This is a genomic window from Microcoleus sp. AT9b-C3 (genome assembly GCF_036705485.1).
In the GTDB taxonomy this organism is placed as follows: Bacteria; Cyanobacteriota; Cyanobacteriia; order Cyanobacteriales; family Microcoleaceae; genus Microcoleus.
In genome coordinates, this window is record NZ_JAUBUR010000002.1 from 287,518 (window position 1) to 310,718 (window position 23,201).

General features: G+C 46.0%; 18 protein-coding genes. 7 read left to right on the forward strand and 11 right to left on the reverse strand.

Going from position 1 to position 23,201, the window contains the following annotated elements:
* Positions 1–43 precede the first annotated feature (43 nt).
* Together QUB77_RS03020 and QUB77_RS03025 are read left to right on the forward strand one after the other, a co-directional pair.
* A complete protein-coding gene (locus QUB77_RS03020; RefSeq protein ID WP_006632553.1) occupies positions 44–337 on the forward strand; it encodes a hypothetical protein in 294 nt (97 codons plus the stop codon).
* The gene (locus QUB77_RS03025; RefSeq protein ID WP_333172933.1) at positions 324–1,460 is read left to right on the forward strand and encodes a DUF6745 domain-containing protein; all 1,137 of its coding nucleotides are present in this window, start codon (positions 324–326) and stop codon (positions 1,458–1,460) included. Before QUB77_RS03020 ends, QUB77_RS03025 begins: the two co-directional genes overlap by 14 nt.
* Before the next feature lie 600 nt (positions 1,461–2,060).
* Here the strand turns inward: QUB77_RS03025 and QUB77_RS03030 are convergent.
* The 5 genes from QUB77_RS03030 to QUB77_RS03050 form a co-directional block, all read right to left on the reverse strand.
* On the reverse strand, positions 2,061–2,906 hold the full coding sequence (locus QUB77_RS03030) for a nitrate ABC transporter ATP-binding protein (protein ID WP_333172931.1): 846 nt from the start codon (positions 2,904–2,906) through the stop codon (positions 2,061–2,063).
* Positions 2,907–3,080: 174 nt separating this feature from the next.
* Positions 3,081–5,081: a nitrate ABC transporter ATP-binding protein gene (locus tag QUB77_RS03035; protein WP_333172929.1), complete on the reverse strand. Its 2,001-nt coding sequence runs from the start codon at positions 5,079–5,081 to the stop codon at positions 3,081–3,083.
* Positions 5,082–5,359: 278 nt separating this feature from the next.
* Entirely contained in the window at positions 5,360–6,205 is an 846-nt protein-coding gene (gene ntrB, locus QUB77_RS03040; protein ID WP_333172927.1) for a nitrate ABC transporter permease, read from the reverse strand.
* Between the two features lie 64 nt (positions 6,206–6,269).
* Positions 6,270–7,673, reverse strand: coding sequence for a CmpA/NrtA family ABC transporter substrate-binding protein (locus QUB77_RS03045; RefSeq protein ID WP_333172925.1), 1,404 nt, complete (start codon positions 7,671–7,673; stop codon positions 6,270–6,272).
* A gap of 780 nt (positions 7,674–8,453) precedes the next feature.
* The gene (locus QUB77_RS03050) at positions 8,454–11,219 is read right to left on the reverse strand and encodes an HAD-IC family P-type ATPase (protein WP_333172923.1); all 2,766 of its coding nucleotides are present in this window, start codon (positions 11,217–11,219) and stop codon (positions 8,454–8,456) included.
* 419 nt (positions 11,220–11,638) lie between these two features.
* Here QUB77_RS03050 and QUB77_RS03055 point away from each other — a divergent pair, with 419 nt between their 5' ends.
* On the forward strand, positions 11,639–11,821 hold the full coding sequence (locus tag QUB77_RS03055) for a hypothetical protein (protein ID WP_333172920.1): 183 nt from the start codon (positions 11,639–11,641) through the stop codon (positions 11,819–11,821).
* 78 nt (positions 11,822–11,899) lie between these two features.
* Here the strand turns inward: QUB77_RS03055 and QUB77_RS03060 are convergent, their stop codons facing one another.
* Positions 11,900–13,258: a CHASE3 domain-containing protein gene (locus QUB77_RS03060; protein ID WP_333172919.1), complete on the reverse strand. Its 1,359-nt coding sequence runs from the start codon at positions 13,256–13,258 to the stop codon at positions 11,900–11,902.
* Positions 13,259–13,804: 546 nt separating this feature from the next.
* On the opposite strand from QUB77_RS03060, the gene QUB77_RS03065 reads away from it, so the two are divergent.
* Complete coding sequence (locus QUB77_RS03065) at positions 13,805–14,827, forward strand: cysteine peptidase family C39 domain-containing protein (protein WP_333172917.1); 1,023 nt, start codon at positions 13,805–13,807, stop codon at positions 14,825–14,827.
* A gap of 237 nt (positions 14,828–15,064) precedes the next feature.
* Here QUB77_RS03065 and QUB77_RS03070 read toward each other — a convergent pair whose 3' ends face one another.
* Together QUB77_RS03070 and QUB77_RS03075 are read right to left on the reverse strand one after the other, a co-directional pair.
* Positions 15,065–15,553 (reverse strand): hypothetical protein, encoded by a 489-nt coding sequence (locus QUB77_RS03070; RefSeq protein ID WP_333172914.1) that lies wholly within the window; start codon positions 15,551–15,553, stop codon positions 15,065–15,067.
* Between the two features lie 270 nt (positions 15,554–15,823).
* On the reverse strand, positions 15,824–16,852 hold the full coding sequence (locus tag QUB77_RS03075) for an isochorismatase (RefSeq protein ID WP_333172912.1): 1,029 nt from the start codon (positions 16,850–16,852) through the stop codon (positions 15,824–15,826).
* A gap of 78 nt (positions 16,853–16,930) precedes the next feature.
* Here QUB77_RS03075 and QUB77_RS03080 point away from each other — a divergent pair, with 78 nt between their 5' ends.
* Both QUB77_RS03080 and QUB77_RS03085 read left to right on the forward strand, forming a co-directional pair.
* Positions 16,931–17,662, forward strand: coding sequence for a TVP38/TMEM64 family protein (locus QUB77_RS03080; protein ID WP_333172909.1), 732 nt, complete (start codon positions 16,931–16,933; stop codon positions 17,660–17,662).
* A 16-nt stretch (positions 17,663–17,678) separates the two neighbouring features.
* Positions 17,679–19,214: a mercuric reductase gene (locus tag QUB77_RS03085; RefSeq protein WP_333172906.1), complete on the forward strand. Its 1,536-nt coding sequence runs from the start codon at positions 17,679–17,681 to the stop codon at positions 19,212–19,214.
* A 347-nt stretch (positions 19,215–19,561) separates the two neighbouring features.
* Here the strand turns inward: QUB77_RS03085 and QUB77_RS03090 are convergent, their stop codons facing one another.
* The 3 genes from QUB77_RS03090 to QUB77_RS03100 all read right to left on the reverse strand — a co-directional run bounded on the left by QUB77_RS03090 (position 19,562) and on the right by QUB77_RS03100 (position 22,396).
* Entirely contained in the window at positions 19,562–20,146 is a 585-nt protein-coding gene (locus QUB77_RS03090; protein ID WP_333172904.1) for a Uma2 family endonuclease, read from the reverse strand.
* Positions 20,147–20,237: 91 nt separating this feature from the next.
* A complete protein-coding gene (locus QUB77_RS03095; protein WP_333172901.1) occupies positions 20,238–21,086 on the reverse strand; it encodes a phosphatase domain-containing protein in 849 nt (282 codons plus the stop codon).
* Positions 21,087–21,310: 224 nt separating this feature from the next.
* On the reverse strand, positions 21,311–22,396 hold the full coding sequence (locus tag QUB77_RS03100) for a T4 RnlA family RNA ligase (RefSeq protein ID WP_333172898.1): 1,086 nt from the start codon (positions 22,394–22,396) through the stop codon (positions 21,311–21,313).
* A 190-nt stretch (positions 22,397–22,586) separates the two neighbouring features.
* Between QUB77_RS03100 and QUB77_RS03105 the strand changes: the two genes are divergently transcribed.
* A complete protein-coding gene (locus QUB77_RS03105; RefSeq protein ID WP_333172896.1) occupies positions 22,587–23,147 on the forward strand; it encodes a hypothetical protein in 561 nt (186 codons plus the stop codon).
* Positions 23,148–23,201: the final 54 nt, after the last annotated feature.

Genomic DNA, 23,201 nt, shown 5'->3' on the forward strand with positions numbered 1-23,201 from the left:
GCTCGATCGACCGACACCAGCAAACAAAATTTAGAAAAAACCTATGCAACCCATCCGACAAGGCGACGTAATTCTCACCCCCGTACCGAAAATCGAAGGAGAAAAAAAACCTCACCTAACTCTCGCCGAAGGTGAAGTCACCGGACATTCTCACCAGATTATTGAGGGACAAGCTGAACTGTACGAAAAAGACGGCACTCTGTACTTGCGGGTGCTTTCACCGACAGCTTTATTGAGTCACGAAGAACACCATGCGATCGCAATTCCCGAAGGTAATTGGATGGTGCGAATTCAGCGGGAATATGAGCCACAAGGTTGGAGGTATGTCGCAGACTAAGGTTAAAAAACTAACGCCAGAACAAGCAGCTTTGATTCCAGTTTATCGCCAAAAGTGGAGAGCGCTCTCGCTTTCTACTGGCCCGATAAATCGCTCACAAGCTGCGGAAACAATTAAATCGGCTTACAGTGCGATCGGCCTCAAAGCACCGGAAATCATTTTTGTCGCTCGCCCCTACGAAGCTGCTGATATAATCCTCAGTCGATTTGACAATCCCAGCAGCGAACTGCGGAGTCAATTCGAGACAAAACTGCGAAGCCAGCTAGAAAAAAAACTGCGGGGTTATTTGGGAAGCCAACTAGAAACCGAACTGCAAAACCAACTGCCAACTCAACTGGAACAACGACTTTATACTCAACTGAAAACGCAATTGTGGGAGCCGGAGCGGAATTATTTAGCTGGCGAAATATCAAGCCAATTACCACCGCAACAGGTGATCGATGAGCGGAGTGGAGAAATCCGGCCAACATTAGGAAAACACCTCAGTAATTGCATTCAACCAGAATTGTGGGCTGCTTATGGGAGTTTGTTAGATTTCTGCATTTCGGTTCTAAATTTACCTCATTCTTACGGCAGAAATTGGATTATTTTTCAATCGATTGTCCGGGATTGCGGCTGGATTTATCCCTATGACAAAGTTTGCATTGTCTGCTCCAAGCCGATCGCACTTTCAGCAGACAGCAACCACCGCTTGCACGCCGAAGGAACACCAGCAGTACAATTGGCTGACGGTTTTTCGATTTACGCCTATCACGGCGTGATGTTGCCCGAATGGTACGGCAGCCTGCACCCGCACCAGTGGCAGTCTAAGTGGGTGTTGAAGGAACAGAATGCAGAAGTTCGGCGCGCGTTAATTCAGGGAATTACTTACGATCGCATTTGTCAAGAATTAGAGGTGACAGAATTAGATAGTTGGCAGGAATACACTTTATTAAGCATCGAGTTTGACGATGATTTTGATTGGGAGGGTAATGCAAAGCCAGTTTATTTGTTAAAAATGACTTGTCCGAGTACGGAATACATTCATGCGTTGCGAGTGCCGCCTGATGTGACATCTGCTAAAGAAGCAATTCGCTGGGTAAATTGGGATATTGACCCAGAGGAGTTTTCCGTGCAAACCTGAGTAATAGCAATTTAAAAAAGTGTTGCTACAATCATCAGTCTTATACCAATTGTTAAAAGTCACAGAACCCCGCGCCGGACTTAGGATCGGCCGTTTCCTTACCCGATCGTCTGTACTTTACTCCCCTGAAAACCGCTATATTGACAAAAGCCTTAATTCATGAAACACCGATCGAGGTTCCGGCAGTGTGCCAGTTCCAAGGGTGGAATGCACCAACCACTGATCGCCCAAAAACAGTTAATAACATGAAGAAGAAGCCCACCCTCGATCGAAGGTGGGCTCTGTTCATGCCAGCTTACCGACAGCTAGGCAATCGGGTCTCTTGGCTGGTAGACGTAAAATATCGGAAAAAGATCCGAACGTCCGAAAAAACTTATCGCCCACCATTAAGCTTCAGTTTACCCAACCGGATTGGGAAAATTGCGCCCGTAGCGATGTTCCCCGGAAATCGGGGAACACTGGGGCTTCAACTTTTCGATAGACTTCTGCAAAAAAGCTCGTCTTGGGCCGCCAGGATGCCCAAATCCTAGTCCGCACAAGAATTAAAATTTTTCGAGAAATCTCATAAATTCTCCTCTTTAACTTGGATTTCCCAACCGATTAAGCATCGTGATCGTGTGCAAAACGACGGAACAGGAAATCTAAAGCGTAGTTCCGCAAATTGTAGTATTCTGGATCTTCCATCATTTGAACCCGATCGCGCGGACGCGGAAAAGGAATCTCCAAAACTTCGCCAATTGTCGCCGACGGGCCATTAGTCATCATCACCAGTCGATCGGCCAAAAACAGCGCTTCGTCAATGTCGTGAGTAATCATCAACACCGTACAGCGGTGCTCGTTCCAGATTTTCAGCAATTCTTCCTGCAATTCCTCCTTAGTAATTGCGTCCAGAGCACCAAAAGGTTCGTCTAAAATCAGCACTTTCGGGCGAATTGCCAAAGCGCGGGCAATCGAAACCCGCTGCTTCATCCCCCCCGAAATTTGCGGCGGTCTTTTCTCAGCAGCTTCTGTCAATCCCACCATCGCCAAATGTTCTTTGACGATCGCACTTTTTTCCACCTTCGACTTATTCGGAAATACAGCATTAACCGCCAGATAAACATTTTCAAACACCGTCCGCCAAGGCAGCAAAGCGTAACCCTGAAACACCACCATGCGATCGGGGCCCGGCTTCGTAATCCGCTGCCCGTTAATAGACACGGTGCCCTGGCTGGGATGGCTAAAACCCGACACCATATTTAACAGTGTTGATTTGCCGCAGCCTGAGTGTCCAATCAGAGTAATAAACTCTCCTTCAGCTACATTCAGATTGACGTTTTCTAAAGCCCTGTAACCGTTTGGATATACTTTATAAACATTGTCCATCACCAAAAAAGGTTGGCGGCGACCTTTTCCCGCCTGGATTTGAGTTTTGGTGTTCGTCTGGTTTTTAGTGGTGTTGAGCATGGGTTTAGGAAATTGTGATTGGGTGATTTGCGAGGAAAGAAGGAAGAGGCAAGAGGGAAGAAGGAAGAGGGAATTACTAACTAGCAATTAGCAGTTAACAATTAACAACTAACAACCAACAACTAACAACTAACAATTAGTAATTACCCTGTTTTTATCGAACTAAAAACCTATCTAAGCAGCTCTGCGGCCGGAATCGAGTACAACTTCAGCCATCGTGAAATCGCGTTTAATCGCCAGATTGTTGAGATAGCCGATCGGATCGTCAGCATTAAACACCGAGCCGTCAAACAAGCTGAGAGAACCGCGAGTGTAAGTAATATCAGCCATCCCCAGCTCTCGCGCCGCCGTGCTGAACGCACCGACTCGCACCACCCGTTCCAGAATTTCCACCCAGTTGCGCGGGAACACAGTATCGCCCCAGCGCGCCATCTGCACCATGTGCCAGAGTTGTTCGGTGCGGCTTGGGCGATTCACCCCATCTCCAGAAAACAAGTGGTGGGCGTATTCCCGCATCGGAGTATCGAGGTTGCAAGCAAAAGAAGTTGGGTCGCCTAGTTGGATGTAACTCTTATCAGTAGCGACGTACTCCCTTCCCGCGACAATTTCCGAAACCTCTTGGGCGTGATTTGGATCGGCGCAATAGTGGCAAGCTTCCAGCAAAGCTTTGACTAGAGCAATGTGAGTGTTGGGATAAGCATTTGCCCAGTCTTCCCGAACTCCGAGAATTTTCCCGGGGTGTCCGGGCCACAGTTCCAAATCTGTCGCCACCGTAAAGCCGACTCCTTCCATCGATGCCCGCAAGTTCCAAGGTTCGCCGACGCAGAAACCGTCAATAGTGCCGCCCTGCAAGTCAACGATCATCTGAGCCGGTGGGATATTTTTCAGCAACACATCGCGATCCGGGTCAATGCCACCGGAAGCCAGCCAGTAACGCAGCAACAGGTTGTGCATCGAAGAAGGGTGAACGATGCCCATACGGTGCGTTTGCGCGGGCGTTCTCTGGAGCATTTTTTTAAAGTCGGCCAGAGTGTAGATCCCTTGGTCGTAAAACCGCCTCGCGAGGGTAATTCCGTTGCCATTCCGGCTCATGGTGAGGGCTGTAACCGTTGGAATCGGCTTCTCTTGGTGGCCTCCCAAGCTCAACCACACCGCCATTCCAGAGGGCATTTGAGCTGCGTCTAAGTAGCCTGCGGCGATGCCGTCTACGATGCCGCGCCAGCTTGTTTCCCGCACGAGGTGGACTTCATCGAGGCCGTGTTTGGCAAAAAAGCCTTTTTCTTTGGCGACAGCGAGGGGAGCGCAGGCTGCCAGCGGAATAAAGCCGAGTTCGAGGTTGACTTTTTCCAGGCCGTGGCGGGCGATCGCGGGTACTTTCCGTGCCCGCAGTTTTTTGACGCGCTTCTGCTGGTTGAGGAAGTAAATCATTTCGCTACGTAGAGCGTAGTAGCTGGGGTGCGTGACTACTTCCATCCGTTTGCGGGGGCGGGGGATGTCTACTTCCAGAATGCCGCCAATCTTTGATTCGGGGCCGTTGGTGAGCATGACGATGCGATCGCTCAGCAACACCGCCTCATCCACATCGTGAGTTACCATCAGGGCGCTGATTTCGTACTCTTGGCAAATTTCCATCAACTTTTCTTGCAAGTTGCCGCGAGTCAAAGCATCCAAAGCGCCGAAGGGCTCGTCTAAGAGTAACAGTTTGGGGCGCAGGGCCAGAGCACGGGCGATCGCCACGCGCTGTTTTTGTCCTCCTGACAGCAGTGCCGGTTGCTTCTCTGCGTGGGGCGTCAAGCCCACCATGTCAATGTGTTTTTGGATGATTTCGAGGCGTTCGGCTTTCGGTAAGCCGCTCATTACCGAGTCTACGGCTAGGGTAATATTTTCTCTGACAGTCCGCCAAGGTAGCAGCGAATAGTTTTGGAATACTACCATGCGATCGGGGCCGGGCTGGGTGATTCTTTGTCCGTCGATCGTCACCAATCCTTCTGTCGGCATATCCAAACCTGCGACCATATTGAGCAGCGTAGATTTGCCACAGCCGGAGTGTCCAATTAAGGAGATAAATTCGCCTTTTTTAATTTCTAAGTCGATGCCTTTGAGGGCTATGTATGTGCCGCCGTCTGTTAAATTAAATACTTTTCCGACTTGTTCTACTGCAATCAAAACAGACATGATTTTCTTGCCTTTTTTGTATGTTTGTTGTTTCGCTAGATATTGATTGTTGACTGTTGACTGTTGACTGTTCGCTGTTCGCTGTTTGCGGTGGACTGTTCGCTGTTGATATATAACAGCTAATAGTTAATACATTCCTGGATGCCTAAAACGGGTCTTTTAACTAACCCAAATACTTTGTTTAATCCCTCAACAATAGTTGAAAAAACAGGTTTCTGCGCCTCGGACTTCGTAATTACTGTAACAGTCAACAGTCAACCGTTAACCCATCGAACTCGCTACTTTCCTTGAGATGGAGCAATTTTTTGCTGCAACCAAGCCATCATGCGATCGAGGAACAAACCAACAGCCCCAATGTAGAACACCGCTAACAGAATTTCGCTGATGTAGTTTTGCTGGTAAGCGTTCCAAATAAAGAAGCCGATACCAACAATCCCCGACATCACAATTTCCGCTGCAATAATCGCCAGCCAAGCCAGCCCGATCGCAATTCTCAATCCCGTGAAGATATAAGGCAGCGCCGACGGGAACAAAATATTGAGATAATATTCCTTTCGAGAAAGTTGCAGCACTTTTGATACGTTGTTGTAATCGTCGGGAATTTGGCGAACACCTTCAGCCGTGTTGATCAAAATCGGCCAAACTGCGGTGATAAAAATCACGAACAAAGCAGCAGGTTCGTTTTGTTGCAGTGCAGCTAGGGCAATGGGCACCCAAGCCAGAGGCGCCACCATCCGCAAAAACTGAAAAATTGGGTCTAAAGCCTTGTTCAGAAGCGGATTTGTACCTACCAAAACACCCCCAGCAATTCCCACAGCAGCGGCTACAGTATAGCCTTTTGCCACCCGTTCCAAACTAGCCAAAGTTTGCCAAAACAAGCCGATTCCGTAGGTTTTGGAATTCATGAAAGGATACAGCAACAATACCCGCGTCCGTTCGTCAGTCCAAACGCTGATCGGTCCCGGCAGTTTGATCAGTCCCGTGCTCGACAGGAATTGCCAAACTAACATAAATCCCAAAATTCCTAAAATTGGGGGCAAAATATTTGGTGAATTCTTCTTCCACAACTCGCCCAGCGCTCCTTGGGCATCGACTCCCCTTCTCCGATTTGTGCTGACAGCCATCTTGTTAAACTCCTATGTTTCTGCTGTTTTTTTCGAGACTAAATTATGCGAAGCTAAGACCCCATCACACTTTTTTAATTGCCAAACTCTTGAGGTAATCTTCTGGCTTTTCCGGGTTAAATTCTTTGCCATCAAAGAACTTCTCAATGCCGCGAGATGTACTTTTGGGAATGTCAGCATCAGCAACTCCGGCCAATTTTGCTCCGGCTTTCCACAAATCTTCGCGGTTGACTTTATCGATCATTGCCTTAGAATCTGCCAAGGTGTTAGTTGGCAGGAAACCCCAGCGCACGCTTTCTGTTAAGAACCACAAATCGTGACTCTTATAAGGATAGGAAACGTTGCCGAGGCCGTCTTTCCAGTACAGCGGGCTCATTGTGAAATCGTCGATCTCTGGTTGACCGTCACCCATCATGTACTTGCCCTGGTAGGGAGGTGTCAAAACTGCCGGAGGTACGTCAAAGTAGTTTCTGCCAGAAGTAATGGCAACTAATTCGGGGCGATTTTCTGGTTTGTCGCACCACTGCTGCGCCTCAATTAGTCCTGCGAGTAAGGCTTCGGTGGCTTTCGGGTGTTTGTCTACCCAGTCGCCACGCATAGCTAGATACTCTTCGGGGTGATCTTTCCAGATTTGGGCCGTGAGGGCGGACATGAAGCCGATGTCCTCTGTGACGATCCGCAGGGGCCAGGGGTCGCCGGTACTGAAACCGTCCATGCTGCCAGTTTTCATGTTGGCTACGGTTTGGGCTGACGGTACTGTTAGCAACTCGGCTTCTGTGTCGGGATCGATGCCGTTAGCTGCTAGCCAGTAGCGAATCCAAAAGTCTTGGTTGACTTTGGGGAATGTGTAGGCTGCTTTGAAGGGCGTGCCTGCTTGTTTGAGGCCTTTGATGTAGTCTTGGGCCGCTTGATCTAGTTTAAGTCCGAGACCTTTGCCTTTGTGTTTTCCGGCGAGCGCAATTCCATTTCCGTGAGTGTTCAACTGGGCCAGAACATACATCGGGATTTGGACGCTGTTTTTGGTGATCAGACCTTTACTAATTTGATAAGGCATCGGCATTTGCCACTGGCCGCCGTCAATGCCGCCGCCTGCAGATCCGATTTCTACGTTATCTCTTGCAGAACCCCAGTTGGCTTGCTTAGCAACTGTTACCTCAGTCATGCCGTATTTGGCAAAAAAGCCTTTTTCTTGGGCAATAATTAAAGCGGCTGCTTCGACGATCGGGATATATCCCAGGCTAACTTTCGTAGTTTCGATGCCCTCTACTCTTTTTTCGTTGGCAACAGCAACTGCTGATGTGGCAACAGGGACTGCTGATGTGCCACCGACACCGCTACCACTGCCCGCAGTAGCACCGGGTTCGGGGGGATTGCCCAAACAGCCTTTGAGCAGTATTGAACTGACGGCAGATGCACCTGCTGTAACGATAAATTTACGCCGAGAAAATTGCTCTGAAAATTTTGTCATAGTCTAGCCTCGCTGCAATTCATAATCTTCTGTAACGACATCACTGAAGTTTATCAATGCGCTTTTTTTCTGTTCGTTAATGGAATTTAGCGAACTGTTTTGAGCGCTGCTTGGCAGGAGGGAGCAAAAGATTTATCGCTAGAATAACTCTTTAAACTATCCCTGCTGATTTTACACTTTTGATTAACTCAATATCTCGATCGGCCAAGTTGCGTTAACTCGCAAAAAGCGAGCTCCACATTTTTTTAGCTTGATTATTCAGTTTACCGTACTGTTGCGGAAATTATAAAACAATTATTAAATTTGATAGATAAGTAAATCTTTTAGGAGGACGCTATCGATAACGAAGCGTTGGGAAGAGCGATCGGGTTTGCTTATCAAAACTGGTTCAAACCAAGACTTGCTGGTTAAAGGTTGTAGCGAATGGCGATCGGGGGTCATTCAAATATATTGTCAATAAGCGAAAAATATCGCCACCAGCGCACATTTACTTTGTTAATATCTCTCTACTTTTTTAAGGGTTAATTGTAGTCTGTTATACAGAAATAATTAACATTGTACGAGTGTGGTGTTTTCAAAGGGTTAAGTGGTTTTCATTGGTGGACTAAAATTGGCGCTTAATCGTAAGTGATTTACCGGATATGATATGACGTGGGCTTTCAGGTTCGATTTCTGTAAAAAAGAGAAACCCGGTTTCTTCAAGAAACCGGGTTTCTGAACACCCGAAATTACTAATCGGTGGCAGTACCTACAAGTTCGATCGCCCTTTTGTGCAGCAGCTTAGTTGGGCGGGTCAAAGCGGTTGACCCAGAGAGCAACACCAATCATCGGTAGGGCTACGCCGAAGCAAATCAGCCACTGATCCAGATTCATCGGAGCAGTCTCAAATATGCGATTGACAAACGGAGAATTAGCAAAGATGATCTGCAAAATTATCGCCAGGACAATTCCCACACCGAGGGCGGGAGCGCCGCTAACTTTTTCCTTAGAACCGCTAAACTTAGCAATCAAAGAAGGCAACAACTGGCTGAGACTCAACAGGTAAAAAATTCTCCCCATTACCAAAGCTTGAATCGCCATCGTGCGGGCCAGTGCCAAAGTTCCCCAATCAGCTTGGCGCACCCATTCAAACATTCCGAAAATCAGAGTCCAGTTGTAAAGAGAAATAGCGATGATCCGCTTGATCCGATTTCCGGTGAGGAAAGGTTCGTTTACCGGTCGGGGCTGCTGTTTCATGACTCCCGCTGACTTGGGCTCGAAAGCCAGGGGCACAGTCATAGTGATCGAGTTGAGCATATTCAGCCAGAGAATTTGTAGCGACAAAATCGGCAATTCTCGACCGAGGAGCGTGCTGAGCAAAATTGTCATCGATTCTCCGCCGTTGACTGGGAGAATGAAACTGATTGCTTTGAGCAGATTTTTGTAAACCGATCGCCCTTCTTCGACAGCAGATTCGATCGACGCAAAGTTATCATCAGTCAAAATCATGTCGGCGGCTTCCTTAGAAACCTCAGTACCGCTACCCATCGCAATCCCGATATCCGCTTGTTTCAGCGCCGGCGCGTCGTTAACGCCGTCTCCCGTCATCGCCACAATTTCGCCTTTCTGCTGCAAAGCTTCTACGAGGCGGAGTTTTTGTTCTGGGGCGACACGGGCAAAAACTGAGCCGGCTTCTACAGCATCGCCGAGTTCCTGCTTGCTCATGGAGGCGAGCTCGGCGCCGGTGTAGGCTACAAGTTCTCTGTTATGTTTAGTTTTGCGGAATCCCATGCGGCGGGCGATCGCCTTGGCTGTAGCGATGTGGTCGCCGGTAATCATTTTGACTTGGATGCCGGCGGTTTGACAAGCTTGGACGGCTGCGATCGCTTCTGCCCGCGGCGGGTCAATCATGCCTTGCAGTCCCAAGAAAACCAGGCCTGACTCCAAATCCGCGTGATCGACGGAATTTTGGCTTTGGGGTACTGGCTTTTTCGCTAAAGCCAAGACGCGCAAGCCTTGCTTTGCCATTTCATCGACTTGATGGTGAATTTGTTCGCGATCGACTTTTACCGGATTTCCTTGGGTATCAAGACTGGAACCGCAGCGGCCAAGAATTGATTCTACGGAACCTTTGACGTACAAAATTTTGCCAGTGGGAGTTTGGTGCAAAGTTGCCATGTATTGAAACTGAGATTCAAAGGGAATTGAATCCAGTCGCGGCATTGACTTTTCTAAAGTTTGCTGGCTCAATTCTGCTTTTTTACCAACAGCAATTAACGCTCCTTCTGTCGGATCTCCAACGACTATCCAATCATCATCTTTAAATTCCAAGTGAGAGTCATTGCAAATCATTCCGGCTTGCAAACATTCTTGCAAAGTTGGAGCTTGACTGACAGTAATTGGTAGTTTGTTGAGTTGAATTTCACCTTCGGGGCTGTATCCGGTACCCGTAACGAAGTAGGATGCGCCACCAGAATAGATTTCTTGCACCGTCATTTGGTTTTCCGTCAAAGTTCCGGTTTTGTCGGAACAGATGACTGTAGCGCCGCCGAGGGTTTCGACTGCGGGCAATTTGCGGACGATCGCGTGGCGATTTGCCATCCGGGAAACGCCTACGGCTAGGGTGACGGTAATGACGGCGGGTAAGCCTTCGGGAATTGCGCCGACAATCAGGGCGACTGCGGGTTCGACTGCTTCTTTAAAGGCTGAAACCCCCGCAGGGACTGGCCGCCCCAATCTGACTGCGAAGGTCAAGGTTGCCATTCCCAACACGAATAACAGCCAGTTTTGACTGAATTGGTTGAATTTGCGGGTTAAGGGGGTAGTGAGGTCGAGGTGCCGATCTAATAGTTGCGAGATTTTGCCGGTTTCGGTTTTATTGGCGATCGCAATTACGATGCCGCTACCTTGGCCAAAAGTGACAAAACTGCCGGCATAGGCCATGTTATCCCGTTCTGCTAGTGGCGTTTCTTGTGGCAGAACCAAGTCTCCAGACTGTCCTAATTCTTTTTCGACAGCAACTGATTCCCCGGTGAGTCCCGATTCGTCGATTTGCAAGTCGCGCACTTTCACTAAGCGCAAGTCTGCCGGTACTTTGTCGCCGGAAGTCAGGATTACTAAGTCACCGACAACGAGTTCTTTGGAGGGAAGTCTTAATTTTTTGCCACCCCGAATGACTGTGGCTTCGGTGGTGACAGCTTGGGCTAGGGCTTCAATTTTTTTCTCGGCTCCAGCTTCTTGGATGAAACTAATAGTAGCGTTGGTAATTGTTACGCCCCAAATTACGCTAGCGTTGAGCCATTCTCCGATCACTGCTTTGATTAAACCTGCACTCAGCAAGATGATCAGGAGGGGTTGGTTAAATTGCAGGATAAATTTTAACCATGCCGGTTTCCCTGCTTTAACCGTTAGTTCGTTGGGCCCGAATTTCTGTTGGCGATGGTTGGCTTCTGTCGGTTCTAAACCGCTTTCCAGGTTGGTTCCTAAGATAGCTGCAACCTTTGAACTTTCTAGGTAGTGCCAATATTGCTCTGCTACGTCTACATCGTTGGCGGCTATTACTGGCATAATTATTCCTGAATATTTGGGGGTGTCAGACGAGATTTGAGCGCTCCTGAATGGCACGCTTAATAAAAATCATCGCTGGTTGGAGCGTGAATATATTGAGCGACCTAATTGTTTGTTGATTACTTTAACGGGCTGTGACTTAGATCCATTTTACAACGGATGTGGCCGTTTTTGGCAATAGATTTTGGGAATTTTTTCCGGTGCTAAATCTTGTTTAGGACTCGGTGGCTAAGGTGGGGGAAAGTCGATCGAGTCGCTTGACATTTGGCAAATTTTAGGTGTGGTTAAAGAAAGAGGGAAGGAGGTAGGAGGCAAAATAAAAATGCTCCCACTCCCCCTCTCTCCTCCTCCTCCGCTCCGCCACGGACGATCGCATAAATGTTAGTTACAACCTAGTTAAGCGACCATATTCTGAACTTATGGAAATAGTAGTGCCGCTGGTGTTGGATTGGGTGCTGTTAGTCTGGGGAATGCGTTTCGGGCGGGTGTTAGTTCGATCGTCCGTTACAGAAGAGGATTTGTTTAAGGGCAGAAATTTCCTCGCCCTGGCTTTGGCGATGCACTCGCGTGCGATCGTTTGGACTTGGATGTCGATTGTTTGACAACCTGCGAGGGCTGCCCGATCAATTCATGGCTCAAGGCTATCAATTGATCGGGCAGCCCAAAAGACTAAGCACCACTTAGACAATGGAATTGAGATTTTGGGCTGCATCGTTCAATTGTTGAGTGCCTAATTTGGTTTGAGTAATACCACTAGCGGTTTCTTTTGCCGATAGGTTGAGGCTATTCATCGCATCGACTACTTGTTGAATAGCAACTGCTTGTTGTTGAGCAGTTAGAGAAATTTGTTGATTGTTCAATACCACATTATTAACAGCATTTGCTACTTCCGAAAAAGCTGCTGCGGTTTCTTGACTGATTTTGGTTCCTTCTTCTACTGTTTTAGTACCTTCCTGTGTCACCGTTACGGTGGAATCGATCGCATTCTTGATATCATCGACTAGGCGGTTAATTTTCTCGGCTGATTTCTTACTTTTATCTGCTAGTTTGCGGATTTCTGTGGCTATGACAGTAAAACCTTTGGCGTTTTCGCCCGCCCGGACTGCTTCTACTGAGGCATTCAGTGCCAGCATATTCGTTTGATTGGCTAAATCTGTGACATCAGTAGAAATATTGCCAATCTGATGGGTTTGCTCGCTCAATCGCATAATTTGTGTCGCTATCGCCCCGACATTTTCTTTCAAAATTATCATCGATTCCAGTGTTTGCTCCACTGCTAGGGTTCCCTTTTCAGCGATCTTTAAAGCTTGCCGTGCAGATTCCGCACCAGCTTGGGCTTGCTGGGCTGATTGTTGGGAAGCCGCGCCCAACTCATCCATTGTGATTGTAGTTTGATTTACGGAACTAGATTGCTGTGCGGCTGTGCGTTCCTGCTGTTCAACTGTGGCCGCAATCTCTGTGGAAGAACTGGCGATCGTATTTGCTACCTGATTGATTGGTCGGATAATTTTAGCAAAAATAAATAATACAATAAATGAGCCAAATATTACAGCAACAACCGTACCTCCTATCGAAACAATCGACGCTAATTGCTCCGACTGTTTGGCTAATTTTGTTCGGTGAACCAGTAGATTATCTTCTACTTTAAGCATTTCTGCCAGCTTATCCCTGATTTCATCCATAAATATCTTGCCTTTACCTGAAATCACCAAGGCTCTTAGCTCTGGTTCTTTGCCAGCCCTTTTCAGGGATATAGTTTCCGCTAATTCATCTAGTTTTTGCTGACCCAACTTTTCAAGTTCCTCCAAATTTTTCACTTGCTCAGGGTTATCTTTTATTAACTCTTTTGTCTCATTTACTGTTTTATAAAAGGCGACTGTCCCCTTTGTGTAAGGTTCTAAAAATTCCTCCTTTCCAGCGAAGATAAATCCCCGCTGTCCTGTTTCAGCATCCACTAAATCTTTTTCTAGGGCTTGCAAATTTGTCTTGACTACATAAGTGTGCGTTTGCAACTCAATAGCTTCTGCTAAATTATCCATACTCAATTTAGTCGAAAATCCGATGCTAATCATTAACAAAAAAATGGAGCAGAATCCCAACGGGACTACTTTACTAAGCCGAATAATATTTTGGGACATTTCCCTTTTTACTCCTTGATTCGTTGTTGACTTTTGTGGGGGAAGTTGCAGCGTCAATAATTTACCGATGGTTTTCACCAAAGTAGTTATTTAATCCCTCATACTAATTCATAATTAATGCCAGTTTTTGAGTGGGAAAAACTTCCAGCGCTTTTTTTGGCTGTCCTTGCTTTACTAACTCAACCATTGACTCAGACTCATGAACAAAAATATAACCAAACTTAATGTCGAGCAAGCGATGCAGGTCAAGCCTTGAGGATTAAGGGTTGTTTTGCCTGCTTCGATTTGGGATAAATCCTGTTTATTCGATTGTAGCGAGAAATTGAGGTATGCAACCCAAACATCGTCAAATTCTCTCCCCCACTCTTCTTATCTCCCACTATTGATTGGAGTTCAAGTCGATCGCATAAATGTTACAACGTAGTTAAGCAACAAAATTTTGAGTTCATGGAAATAGTAGTGACGCTGGTGCTGGGTTCGGTGCTGTTTGTTTGGGGAATGCGGTTCGGGCGGGTGTTAGTTCGCTCTGGAGTGACGGCTAATGATTTGTTTAAGGGCAGAAATTCGATCGCCCTGCTGTTTTTGGGTTTTTATATTGCCTTGCTGCTACTGGCTCTAAATATGCCTCAAATGCCTGTTTTGCCGATCGAGTGGCGCTTTCACGGGATGCGGGTTACTTGGACTTTGCTACGAGTGATGTTGATGGGAGTCTGCGGTATTGGCTTTAGTATAAGTTGGTTGACAGCGCGATCGCAAGTAATCGCAGTAATTTTAATTTGCTTGTTGGGATTGGGAGGATTTACAGGCGCTGAAAACTATTTTATGGCGCCAATTTACGCAGATTTAATAGATAATTTGCAGCCCAACGGTGTATTTCGACAAACATCTAACAGCAGTTGCGCGCCGGCGGCGCTAGCAACAGTGTTAAGGCGTTGGGGAATCGACGCGACGGAATCGAGTGTAGCGCGTTTTGCCGGTACAAGTCGCTTGGGAACTTCCATGCCGCAGTTAATTGTGGCAGCAAGAGCTTTGGGCGTAAATGCGATCGAACTAACGCCAACTTGGGAGCAAATTCAGCAAATTAACCGCCCCGGAGTGCTAGCAGTTTGGCTGTTTGACGGCCCTCGGAAGCTACCCCACGCGGTCGCTTTGCTGGCAATGAATGACAGTGTAGCTGCCATTGGAGACCCGGCGCGGGGCAGGATTTTCTATTTAGATAGGCCAACTTTTGCCCAGATTTGGCGAGAGGAATACGTGCCAATTTTCAGGTCTGCGGATATCTTGTTAAGCAATCAGCAAGCTATTGACTATTTGAGTAAATTAGGATATAATTCTGGGAATCTGCAAGCAGATATTCAGCGCTTTCAAACAGATAAAAATTTAAAAGTAAGCGGCAGCTTAGATCGGATGACTGAGTTAATGCTGAGCGGCAGTTTTTTGGAAGGAGTACCCCGATTGGATGGGAAATAGTTATTACAAATCATCAAGCGCAGAGGCACTCTTGACCGACAGAAAATAGGAATCATGCGGGTTGTTTTCAGACAATCTCTGAGTTATTCGTTCACAGCGATCGCAAATATTTGATCGCTCCAGCAGATGATAGACGATCGCACCTTCGTAGCATAGCTGCATGAAATTACCGTAACCGTAGGCAGTTGCATCTAATTCCTCCTATATTTTTAAGGTCTATCGCACCTTGGCCACCCCTCACCGTTTTTGACAATTGGGAACAGTTGAATCGCCCATTTTAGGATCAGACAGCTTGACTTCCCATCCCGGTAACTTCCACCAATTAACTCGCTGATTCGGCTGAATCCAGAAGTTTAGTTGCACGATCTTGCCATCCTCAAATCTGAGTGTGGGAAAGTTAGGATAACTGGTATCATCGGTTTCGCGATAAGTACGTCCCAGGTAATTTAGGCAGGCCCTTAATCCATCACTAATTCCCAATTCTTCCACTCCCTTTCCCTTCAATTTGGCATCATCGTAGCTGAAAGAACCGTTGAATGAATTGCCCGCTAACCCGCCTTTGGTAACAGTGATGGTGAAATCGTAGGTTACGGGAACTGCGTAGGCTTGGGTTGCAGTCACAACTGTGCTCAGAAGAGTCGTGGCAATGGCCACCGAGAGTTTTGAAATTGCTTGCACACTCGCATCCCTAAAAAGAACAACACTATAAATTTCGCTTTCAGTCATCGGCAAACTCCTTGACTACGCTTCTCTCGTAAGTGATTTAAGCTGTTCTACATTTAAACTGTGTGTCAAAAATCAATAAAACTCTTGTGGGACGGGCTTCTAGCCTGTCCAGAATTTCCAATTTGAATGCGTAACAGCTTACCCGATATGATATCATACGTAATCAGTTAAATGCGATCGCAGCAGAGAGCCAAGCGAACAAAAATTACCGCCCTTGGTTAATCATGTATACTTTTTTTCACTGAAAATCCCAAGAGTAAACCCTCGTCTTTAATCGCCCAGAATTAACTCACTAGATTTAACCACATTCATTCCCGCCTCCGCAAATTTTTGAAAAGCTGCATCTGCTTGTTCCGTAAAATCAACAACACCCGGAACCACCACAGGCGAAGTGCAATCTTCCAGCAAATAAACCTTCTTTGCCAAATGCGGATCTCGCGCCCAAATTTCCGTTAACAAATCATCAATTGTCCAAGCAACGCAGTGACTTTTGGCTTGTCCGGCAATAATTACTGCATCAAAATCGAGTAATTTATCAATAAACTTAGCGTTCTTTTCCGCAATCGGATTGCCGTCGAATCCATCTAAAACTTCCGGCCGCAAAACCGAATAGTTTTCGGTCAGTGGATTCCCGCCTTTGATTTCAAAAAGTGCTTGGCTGTTGCGGGCGATGCTGTGGAAAAATATTGCTTCTTCCACCGCAGAAACCAGCGCGTGTCCAATGCCGCCCAGCATTGAGTGATAGGGCCAAATTGTCAGGGGATATTTCCCGTCGTGGCTGAGTTTTTTGACGTAGTGACAAGCCTGTTTTTCCAGTGCTGAAAAATTGCCGCCGCTGATGCTATCTGCGACGGCTGGATTGACTTTCCAAATGCCTTGCTGCACATCTTCTAAAGTAATTGATGTGGCGACGGGTAGGGGGTGTTCGCCTGCTTCGTTTATCCAAAAGATTGGATGAAAAATTTGCATCGCCGTGTGGGTGTCCATTGTAGGCGCAATGGTTGTAATTGCATTTAAATTGCGGTAAATAAATTCGCACAGCCGCAGGTTGTCATCAACTGCACCGCTACCGGAACGGCCGCCCACAAATAATTCAAATTCGGGCAAACAAAAGGTATTTTGGGCATCAATTATCAGCAAACAAATGCGGTTTTTGTCGCTGGATGCTGGGTGGATGCTGTGCTGCTTTGCCCAATCTTTCGCTTGGGCTGCGCGTTCTCCGTAGGGGACTCGCCAGACTTCGCCTACTTTTTTCTGGTCAAAATGTTCGGGGATTGGGAGTTGGGCTTTTAGTGTCATGACCTATCGCTTGTCGGGTAGTTTACAGTAATAATTTAAGTTTGCAGTATAATGCTGATAAATATTTGCGGGTGAATCATGGCAAAAGAAGGAATCCAAGATTATGCTAGGGTAAAATTTAAACGCATAGTGTTGTTTTTTTCGATCGCACTTTTGCTTGCTCTCTTGATTGTAGCAACTAGATCTGCCTACGTTCAAGATGTTTTGAGAACTCTGTTAATGGGGATTGAGGATTTAGGGTGGTGGGGGCCAGTGGCTTTTGTAGCTACTTACAACTTGGCTACTGTGCTGTTTGTACCGGGTTCGGTACTGACGCTGGGAGGGGGGGCGATTTTTGGTTTGTGGTGGGGTTCTGTTTACGTCTTTGCGGCTTCGACTTTAGGTGCTGTATTTGCTTTTGCGATCGGGCGATATTTGTGTCGCGATCGCGTGGTAAAATATATGGAATCTCACCCCAAGTTTAAAGCTCTCGATCGCGCAGTTTCCCAACAAGGATTAAAAATAGTTTTTTTAACTCGTCTTTGTCCTTTATTTCCTTTCAATTTATTGAATTACGCTCTGGGAATTACTCAGGTTTCTTTGAAAGATTACGTGCTGGGTTCCTTGGGCATGATACCGGGTACAATTATGTACGTTTACTCCGGTTCTTTGGTGGGAGAGGTTGCGGCGATAGGCACGGAAACTGTGAATGCAAGTCCTCAAGATGCCGCCGTAAAATGGTTGATTAATATTATCAGTTTTCTGGCTACAGTCGCTGTTACTGTCTCTATCACTCGTATGGCCAGCAAAGCTTTGGAAGAAAGTATTTAATTAGGAGGATGTGTGAATGCAGCAGCCAAAAGTCGATCGCGTAACTGTCCCCCCGATGGACGAACACAACCAGAAATTAGTCTCCTATTTGCACCCGCCCGATTGGGTAAATCCGCAGCCAGCTAGTTCTTATAATTTAGTAGTAATTGGCGCCGGGCCCGCCGGATTAATTGTGGCTGCAGGTGCCGCAGGTTTGGGCGCGAAAGTTGCTTTGATTGAAAAACATTTGATGGGTGGCGACTGTTTGAATGTCGGTTGTGTGCCCTCAAAAGCTTTAATTCGCTCGTCTCGCACTGTTGGCGATATTTGGGAAGCAAATAAATTTGGTGTTAATGTTTCTGACAGTGTAGAAGTGGATTTTGCCGCTGTGATGGAACGGCTGCGCCGCATCAGGGCAGGAATCAGCGATGTTGATTCTGTTCAACGCTACCAAGACAAATTAGGAGTCGATGTTTTCTTAGGTTCCGGTCGTTTTACTAGCAATTATACCATAGAAGTTGCAGGTCAAAGTCTCCGGTTTAAAAAAGCAGTAATTGCCACAGGTGCAAGGGCGCTACAACCACAAATTCCCGGTTTACAAGAAACAGGATATCTGACAAATGAAACTGTCTTTAACCTGACAGAAAGACCTCAACGTTTGGCCGTAATTGGCGCAGGGCCGATCGGCTGCGAATTGGCTCAAGCATTCCGGCGGCTGGGTTCGGAAGTCGTATTGCTGCACAAAAATGCTCAGATTTTAGACAAAGAAGATGCGGATGCTGCTAAAATCGTGCAGCAGGCTTTTGTACGCGAAGAAATTCAACTAATACTAGAATCCACAATAGAGCGCGTTGAGAAAACAAATGCAGGCAAAGTAATTTATTATAAATCTCAAGGTAAGGAAGCATCGGTAACAGTAGATGAAATTATTGTGAGTACAGGGCGATCGCCCAACGTCGAAGGATTGAATCTGGAGGCTGTGGGTGTCGAATACGATACACAAACAGGCGTATTTGTCAACGACAATTTGCAAACTACTAATCCCCGCATTTATGCCGCCGGCGATATTTGCATGAAACATAAATTTACTCACGCTGCTGATTTTGCCGCAAGGATGGTAATTCAAAATACTCTATTTTTCGGGCGCAAAAAGCTCAGCGCTTTGACAATACCTTGGTGTACTTACACAAACCCGGAAATTGCGCGCGTCGGAATTGGGGAACACGAGGCTAAGGAAAAAGGCATTGATATCGATACATTTTTAATTCCTTTCAGTCACGTCGATCGGGCAATTATTGACGGGGAAGAGGAAGGATTTGTGAAAATTCACGTCAAAAAAGGCAGCGATAAAATATTAGGTGCAACTATTGTAGCGCGACACGCTGGGGATATGATTAGCGAAATTACTTTAGCAATGGTTAACAATATTGGTTTAGGAAAAATTGCTAGCACAATTCACCCGTATCCAACACAAGCTGATGCAATTCGGAAAGCGGGAGATGCTTACAATCGCACTCGTTTGACGCCGTTTGTGAAAAATTTGTTTAATCGCTGGCTGGCTTGGACGCGGTAGTTTGAACGGTATTGAATCAACATTAGGTACAATGGAACCGTAGGGGCGGGTTCACCAACCATCTATGGAAAAAATTAATAATCTCCTAAACCCGCCCCCACTGTATTGAATCAACACCAGGTACAATTGAACCGTAGGGGCGGGTTCACCAACCATCTATGGAAAAAATTAATAATCTCCTGAACCCGCCCCCACCGATCGCAAATACAAATCTACCCTTAATTTATGGGATAAAATGTTGATGTAAAATCGGGCGGGGGCAGGGCGGGTTTATCAGATTGTTTGATTTGTGTTAAAGATTTCGGTGAACCCGCCCCTACAGAGATTGCGGTTTTCAATATTCCCATTTACGTTTCGGTTTCGGTTTCAAATCCAACACCTTCATACAAAAGTGCGATCGGCAAATCAAACCCAATACTTGATAAAGTTACAATCTCTCCAGCAGTGTAAGAATAGTACAGCCACATTCTCCCCTCTCCCCTACAGTAACGCTCAACAAAAATCTTTTCTGCGTCAATCAAGATATACTCTTGCAAAGTCGGGATTTTTAGGTAACAAGTGAATTTTTCATCCCGATCTTTAGCACTTGTACTGGGTGAAAGAACTTCCACAATTATTTTAGGATTCTGAATGAATGTGCGGGAATTGAGGTCTTGAGGGTCGCAACTGACTATCACATCAGGGTAGTAGTAACGGCTTTGAAAACTGACTTGCAATTTCACATCTGACACGTTCATGCGACAGCCTCTGGAACGCAGATGTGGGTACAAGTTCCTGTAAAAGTTGAGTGCAAGATCGTTATGAGGAATTGTACTGCCTGTCATGGCAAAAACTTCGCCGTTGACATATTCGTGGCGAATCTCTTGTTGAGCTTCCCATTCGAGATATTCCTCAACGGTCATTTTTTGGGGCGTTGGGGGAATGGATATCATAACAAAATTTTTTGCACTGTTACTTTGATTCTAGCATTCTGGGTAGGACAATGGTTGCAAGTTACGATCGCCCCCACCAACAAACCCTGCCTTAAAAATCCCCTTCATCTACTTGGAATACCGTCAATCCCAAGCCTCTCCACATATCAACAACTTGCTGGCGATCGTCCAACACAAACTTAACATTATATTTTCCTTCAATATGTCGCCTATAGAACTCCTCTTTAATAATCGAATCCTTCCTCATATCTCCGGTTTTCCGCATATAAAGACTGGCATAATTAACCTCGTACTGCAGCAACCATTTTTCCGTTTGAGGCTGACAGTCATCTGTGCGGCCCGACACTACAATAATATTAACGCTGGACTGCCACTTGCGAACGGTATCTAAGACGGGCTGATTGGGCAAATCGCGATCGCACGTCGAAGCATCAAAAGGATTTCTGCCATTGAGAAGTGCCAGCGTACCGTCCATATCAACAATAATTGCATCCGGCAAATCCGGGTTATATTCCGGCGGCAAAACGGGAACCCGCACGTACTTATTGTACATCTTCATGATCACATCTTTGCCCACAGAATTAAGCCTTTTCAAATCCCGTTTAATACATTCCTCAACCGGAACTTGCAAGAAAGAATCATTAACTTCGACAACAGCTTTACCTTTAACCAACTCCTTAATATGCTCAATGTGAGGGCCAAAATTAGTATCATCAACAATGACGTGCTTGCCGCTTTCCAAAGCCATCAAAATAATCGTATCTCTCAACTGCACAATAAACTTTTCATTCGCCGGCGACCAATGAGAAGCGTGAGCCATTTCTCTGAGCAAATCTTTATTGCTACGCACCCACTTTGCAGGTTCCGACAGCAGCAATTCCCTAGCAAATTGAGATTTTCCCGAAGCAGGTAAACCGACAAGTACAATAACTCTTTTCATGGTAATTGGTAATTGGTAATTGGTAATTGGGCATTGGGCATTGGACATTGGGCATTGTTTAAATACTTACCTCTTCATTCCATCCGTTACATCCGTTACATCCGTTACATCCCGTACATTGCTCGTTGCCGAACTTCCCTCTTCCCTCTTCCTTCAACATCTGCCTCACACTCGATAATTAATCCGTGTATCCGTGTCAAAATCCGTGTCGTGCCTTCCTTCTTCTACAAACCTAAATGGATGTAATCTAAACCCAATAACTCTTCTATTTTATGGATAGTAACATCACGGAGAGCTTCTTTCACCCCCGCAACTCTTCGGGCCCGCAAAGAAAACAAAATCCCGGAATACGGCAAATGTTTCACAGCTAAAGCAAAATCTTTCTGAACTTCGATATGTTCGTGCTGTCGGTAAGCTGCCTCGATTTCTTCAACCAAAGATTGATATTTGTCCTTAACTTGTTGATACAACTCACTCCACTCAGGAAAATAAGCTAAAAACTCTTCTCCTTCATTAGCTAAAACAATTTCTATCAGGCGGCGGGTCGAAAACCCTTCGCGGAGATGGGAAATAGCGACATATTGCGGCGACTTTACTTTAACTCTGTTGAAGTTAGCATCGCAGATAATATATCCTTCCGAATCCATCGGATCTAAATGTTGAGCCGCTTCGATAACTTCTTTCCAGCTAGTTAAAGGATAGGATGCGACCAATTCCCAGCCATATTTATTTGCCCAAATACTCGGGTCGGTTTCTAGCAGCGTTTGAGTGTTGCGAACCCCGTGCAGCACGATTTGATTGTTTTGTTGCTGGACAACTATTCTATTGTAAGGCGTCATCAACTCAAAGATAAAACACTGGTCGGTTTCTTGTGGCAATTGATATCCCAATTCTTGCCAGACTTTCCAAAAAAGTTGGGCAAAGCTGAACCCAAAACCATTAACTTCGCCGGCGGCGTCGGGAGTGCCGCTAGATTGCACTCTCCATTCTCCCTTGTAAAAATACAGTACAGTCAGAGAACCGTCTAGTTTTTGGTAAACTTTGGCATTTGTCCAATCAATTACAGCAGCGTGAATTTCTCCGTAATTAAAAAATTTGTTGTAGGGATAAGAAACTATCTGCCAATCTTGAGATGAATCTAAAATAATGCCTCGGCACTGCTGCACTATTTTTTCGCCCAGGGGAGATTCTATCTGCGAGTATTTCAGACAGACTAAATCGGGATATTGGCGGTGGCGGGTAACTTTAATATGATAAGTTTCGGACAAAGTTTCCAATCCGTGCTGGCGCAAATACTCTTGCAGTTCCACAATCGACTCCTAAATTGCTCGCCTTCTCTATATTATATATGACTTCATATTCTGGCAACCTTGTCAAGATAGTCAAAAAACACTTCTCCCGGAAAAGCGAGTGTTAATTTTGTATTTTGAATTATGGTTGTACATACGTGAATGCGGCTCGCCGCCCAACTAAACTTTTGGAATATTAAGGGAAAAGACCGTGAAGAAGAAATTATTAATGTTGGCGACTTCTACTTGTGTATTGACTGCTTTAGTACCTCCCTCGGTTGTTTTTGGCTCTTCGCAATTGTCGCAGCGACAATCGGGAACAACACAAATTGCTCAAGGAGGCACTGCGTTTCCGGTAAATGAAATTTTGCGAAAGTTAAAAGGCAAAACGCAAGTGCCTATTTTTATTCCCAGCAGGATTCCGGTTTCGCAAAAAATGTACTATCCAACTACAGCACAAGCAAACAGCTATAGTATTTCAATCGACTATAAACCCGATTGTGGCGGTACGACAGTTTGCACTTTTGGGTCAATTCAAGGTCAAAAAGGCGGGGAGTTTACTACAAAACTAGAAGGGGTAACTAAGACGTTAAAAAATGTGCAACTGGCGGGCGGAGTGAAAGGAGTTTTTCATAACGGTTGCGGGGCTTACTGCACAGCAACTCTTGAGTGGAAAACTCAGGGTTTTATGTATACCGTCGCCATTAAGAACGGACGGGAATCGGATTTAATTTTAATAGGAAATTCTGCTATTAAAGCTGGGAAGCGTTAAGTTTTGCAGTCGGGGACACACAACTTCTATATGTAGGGTGCGTAAGGGCGCACC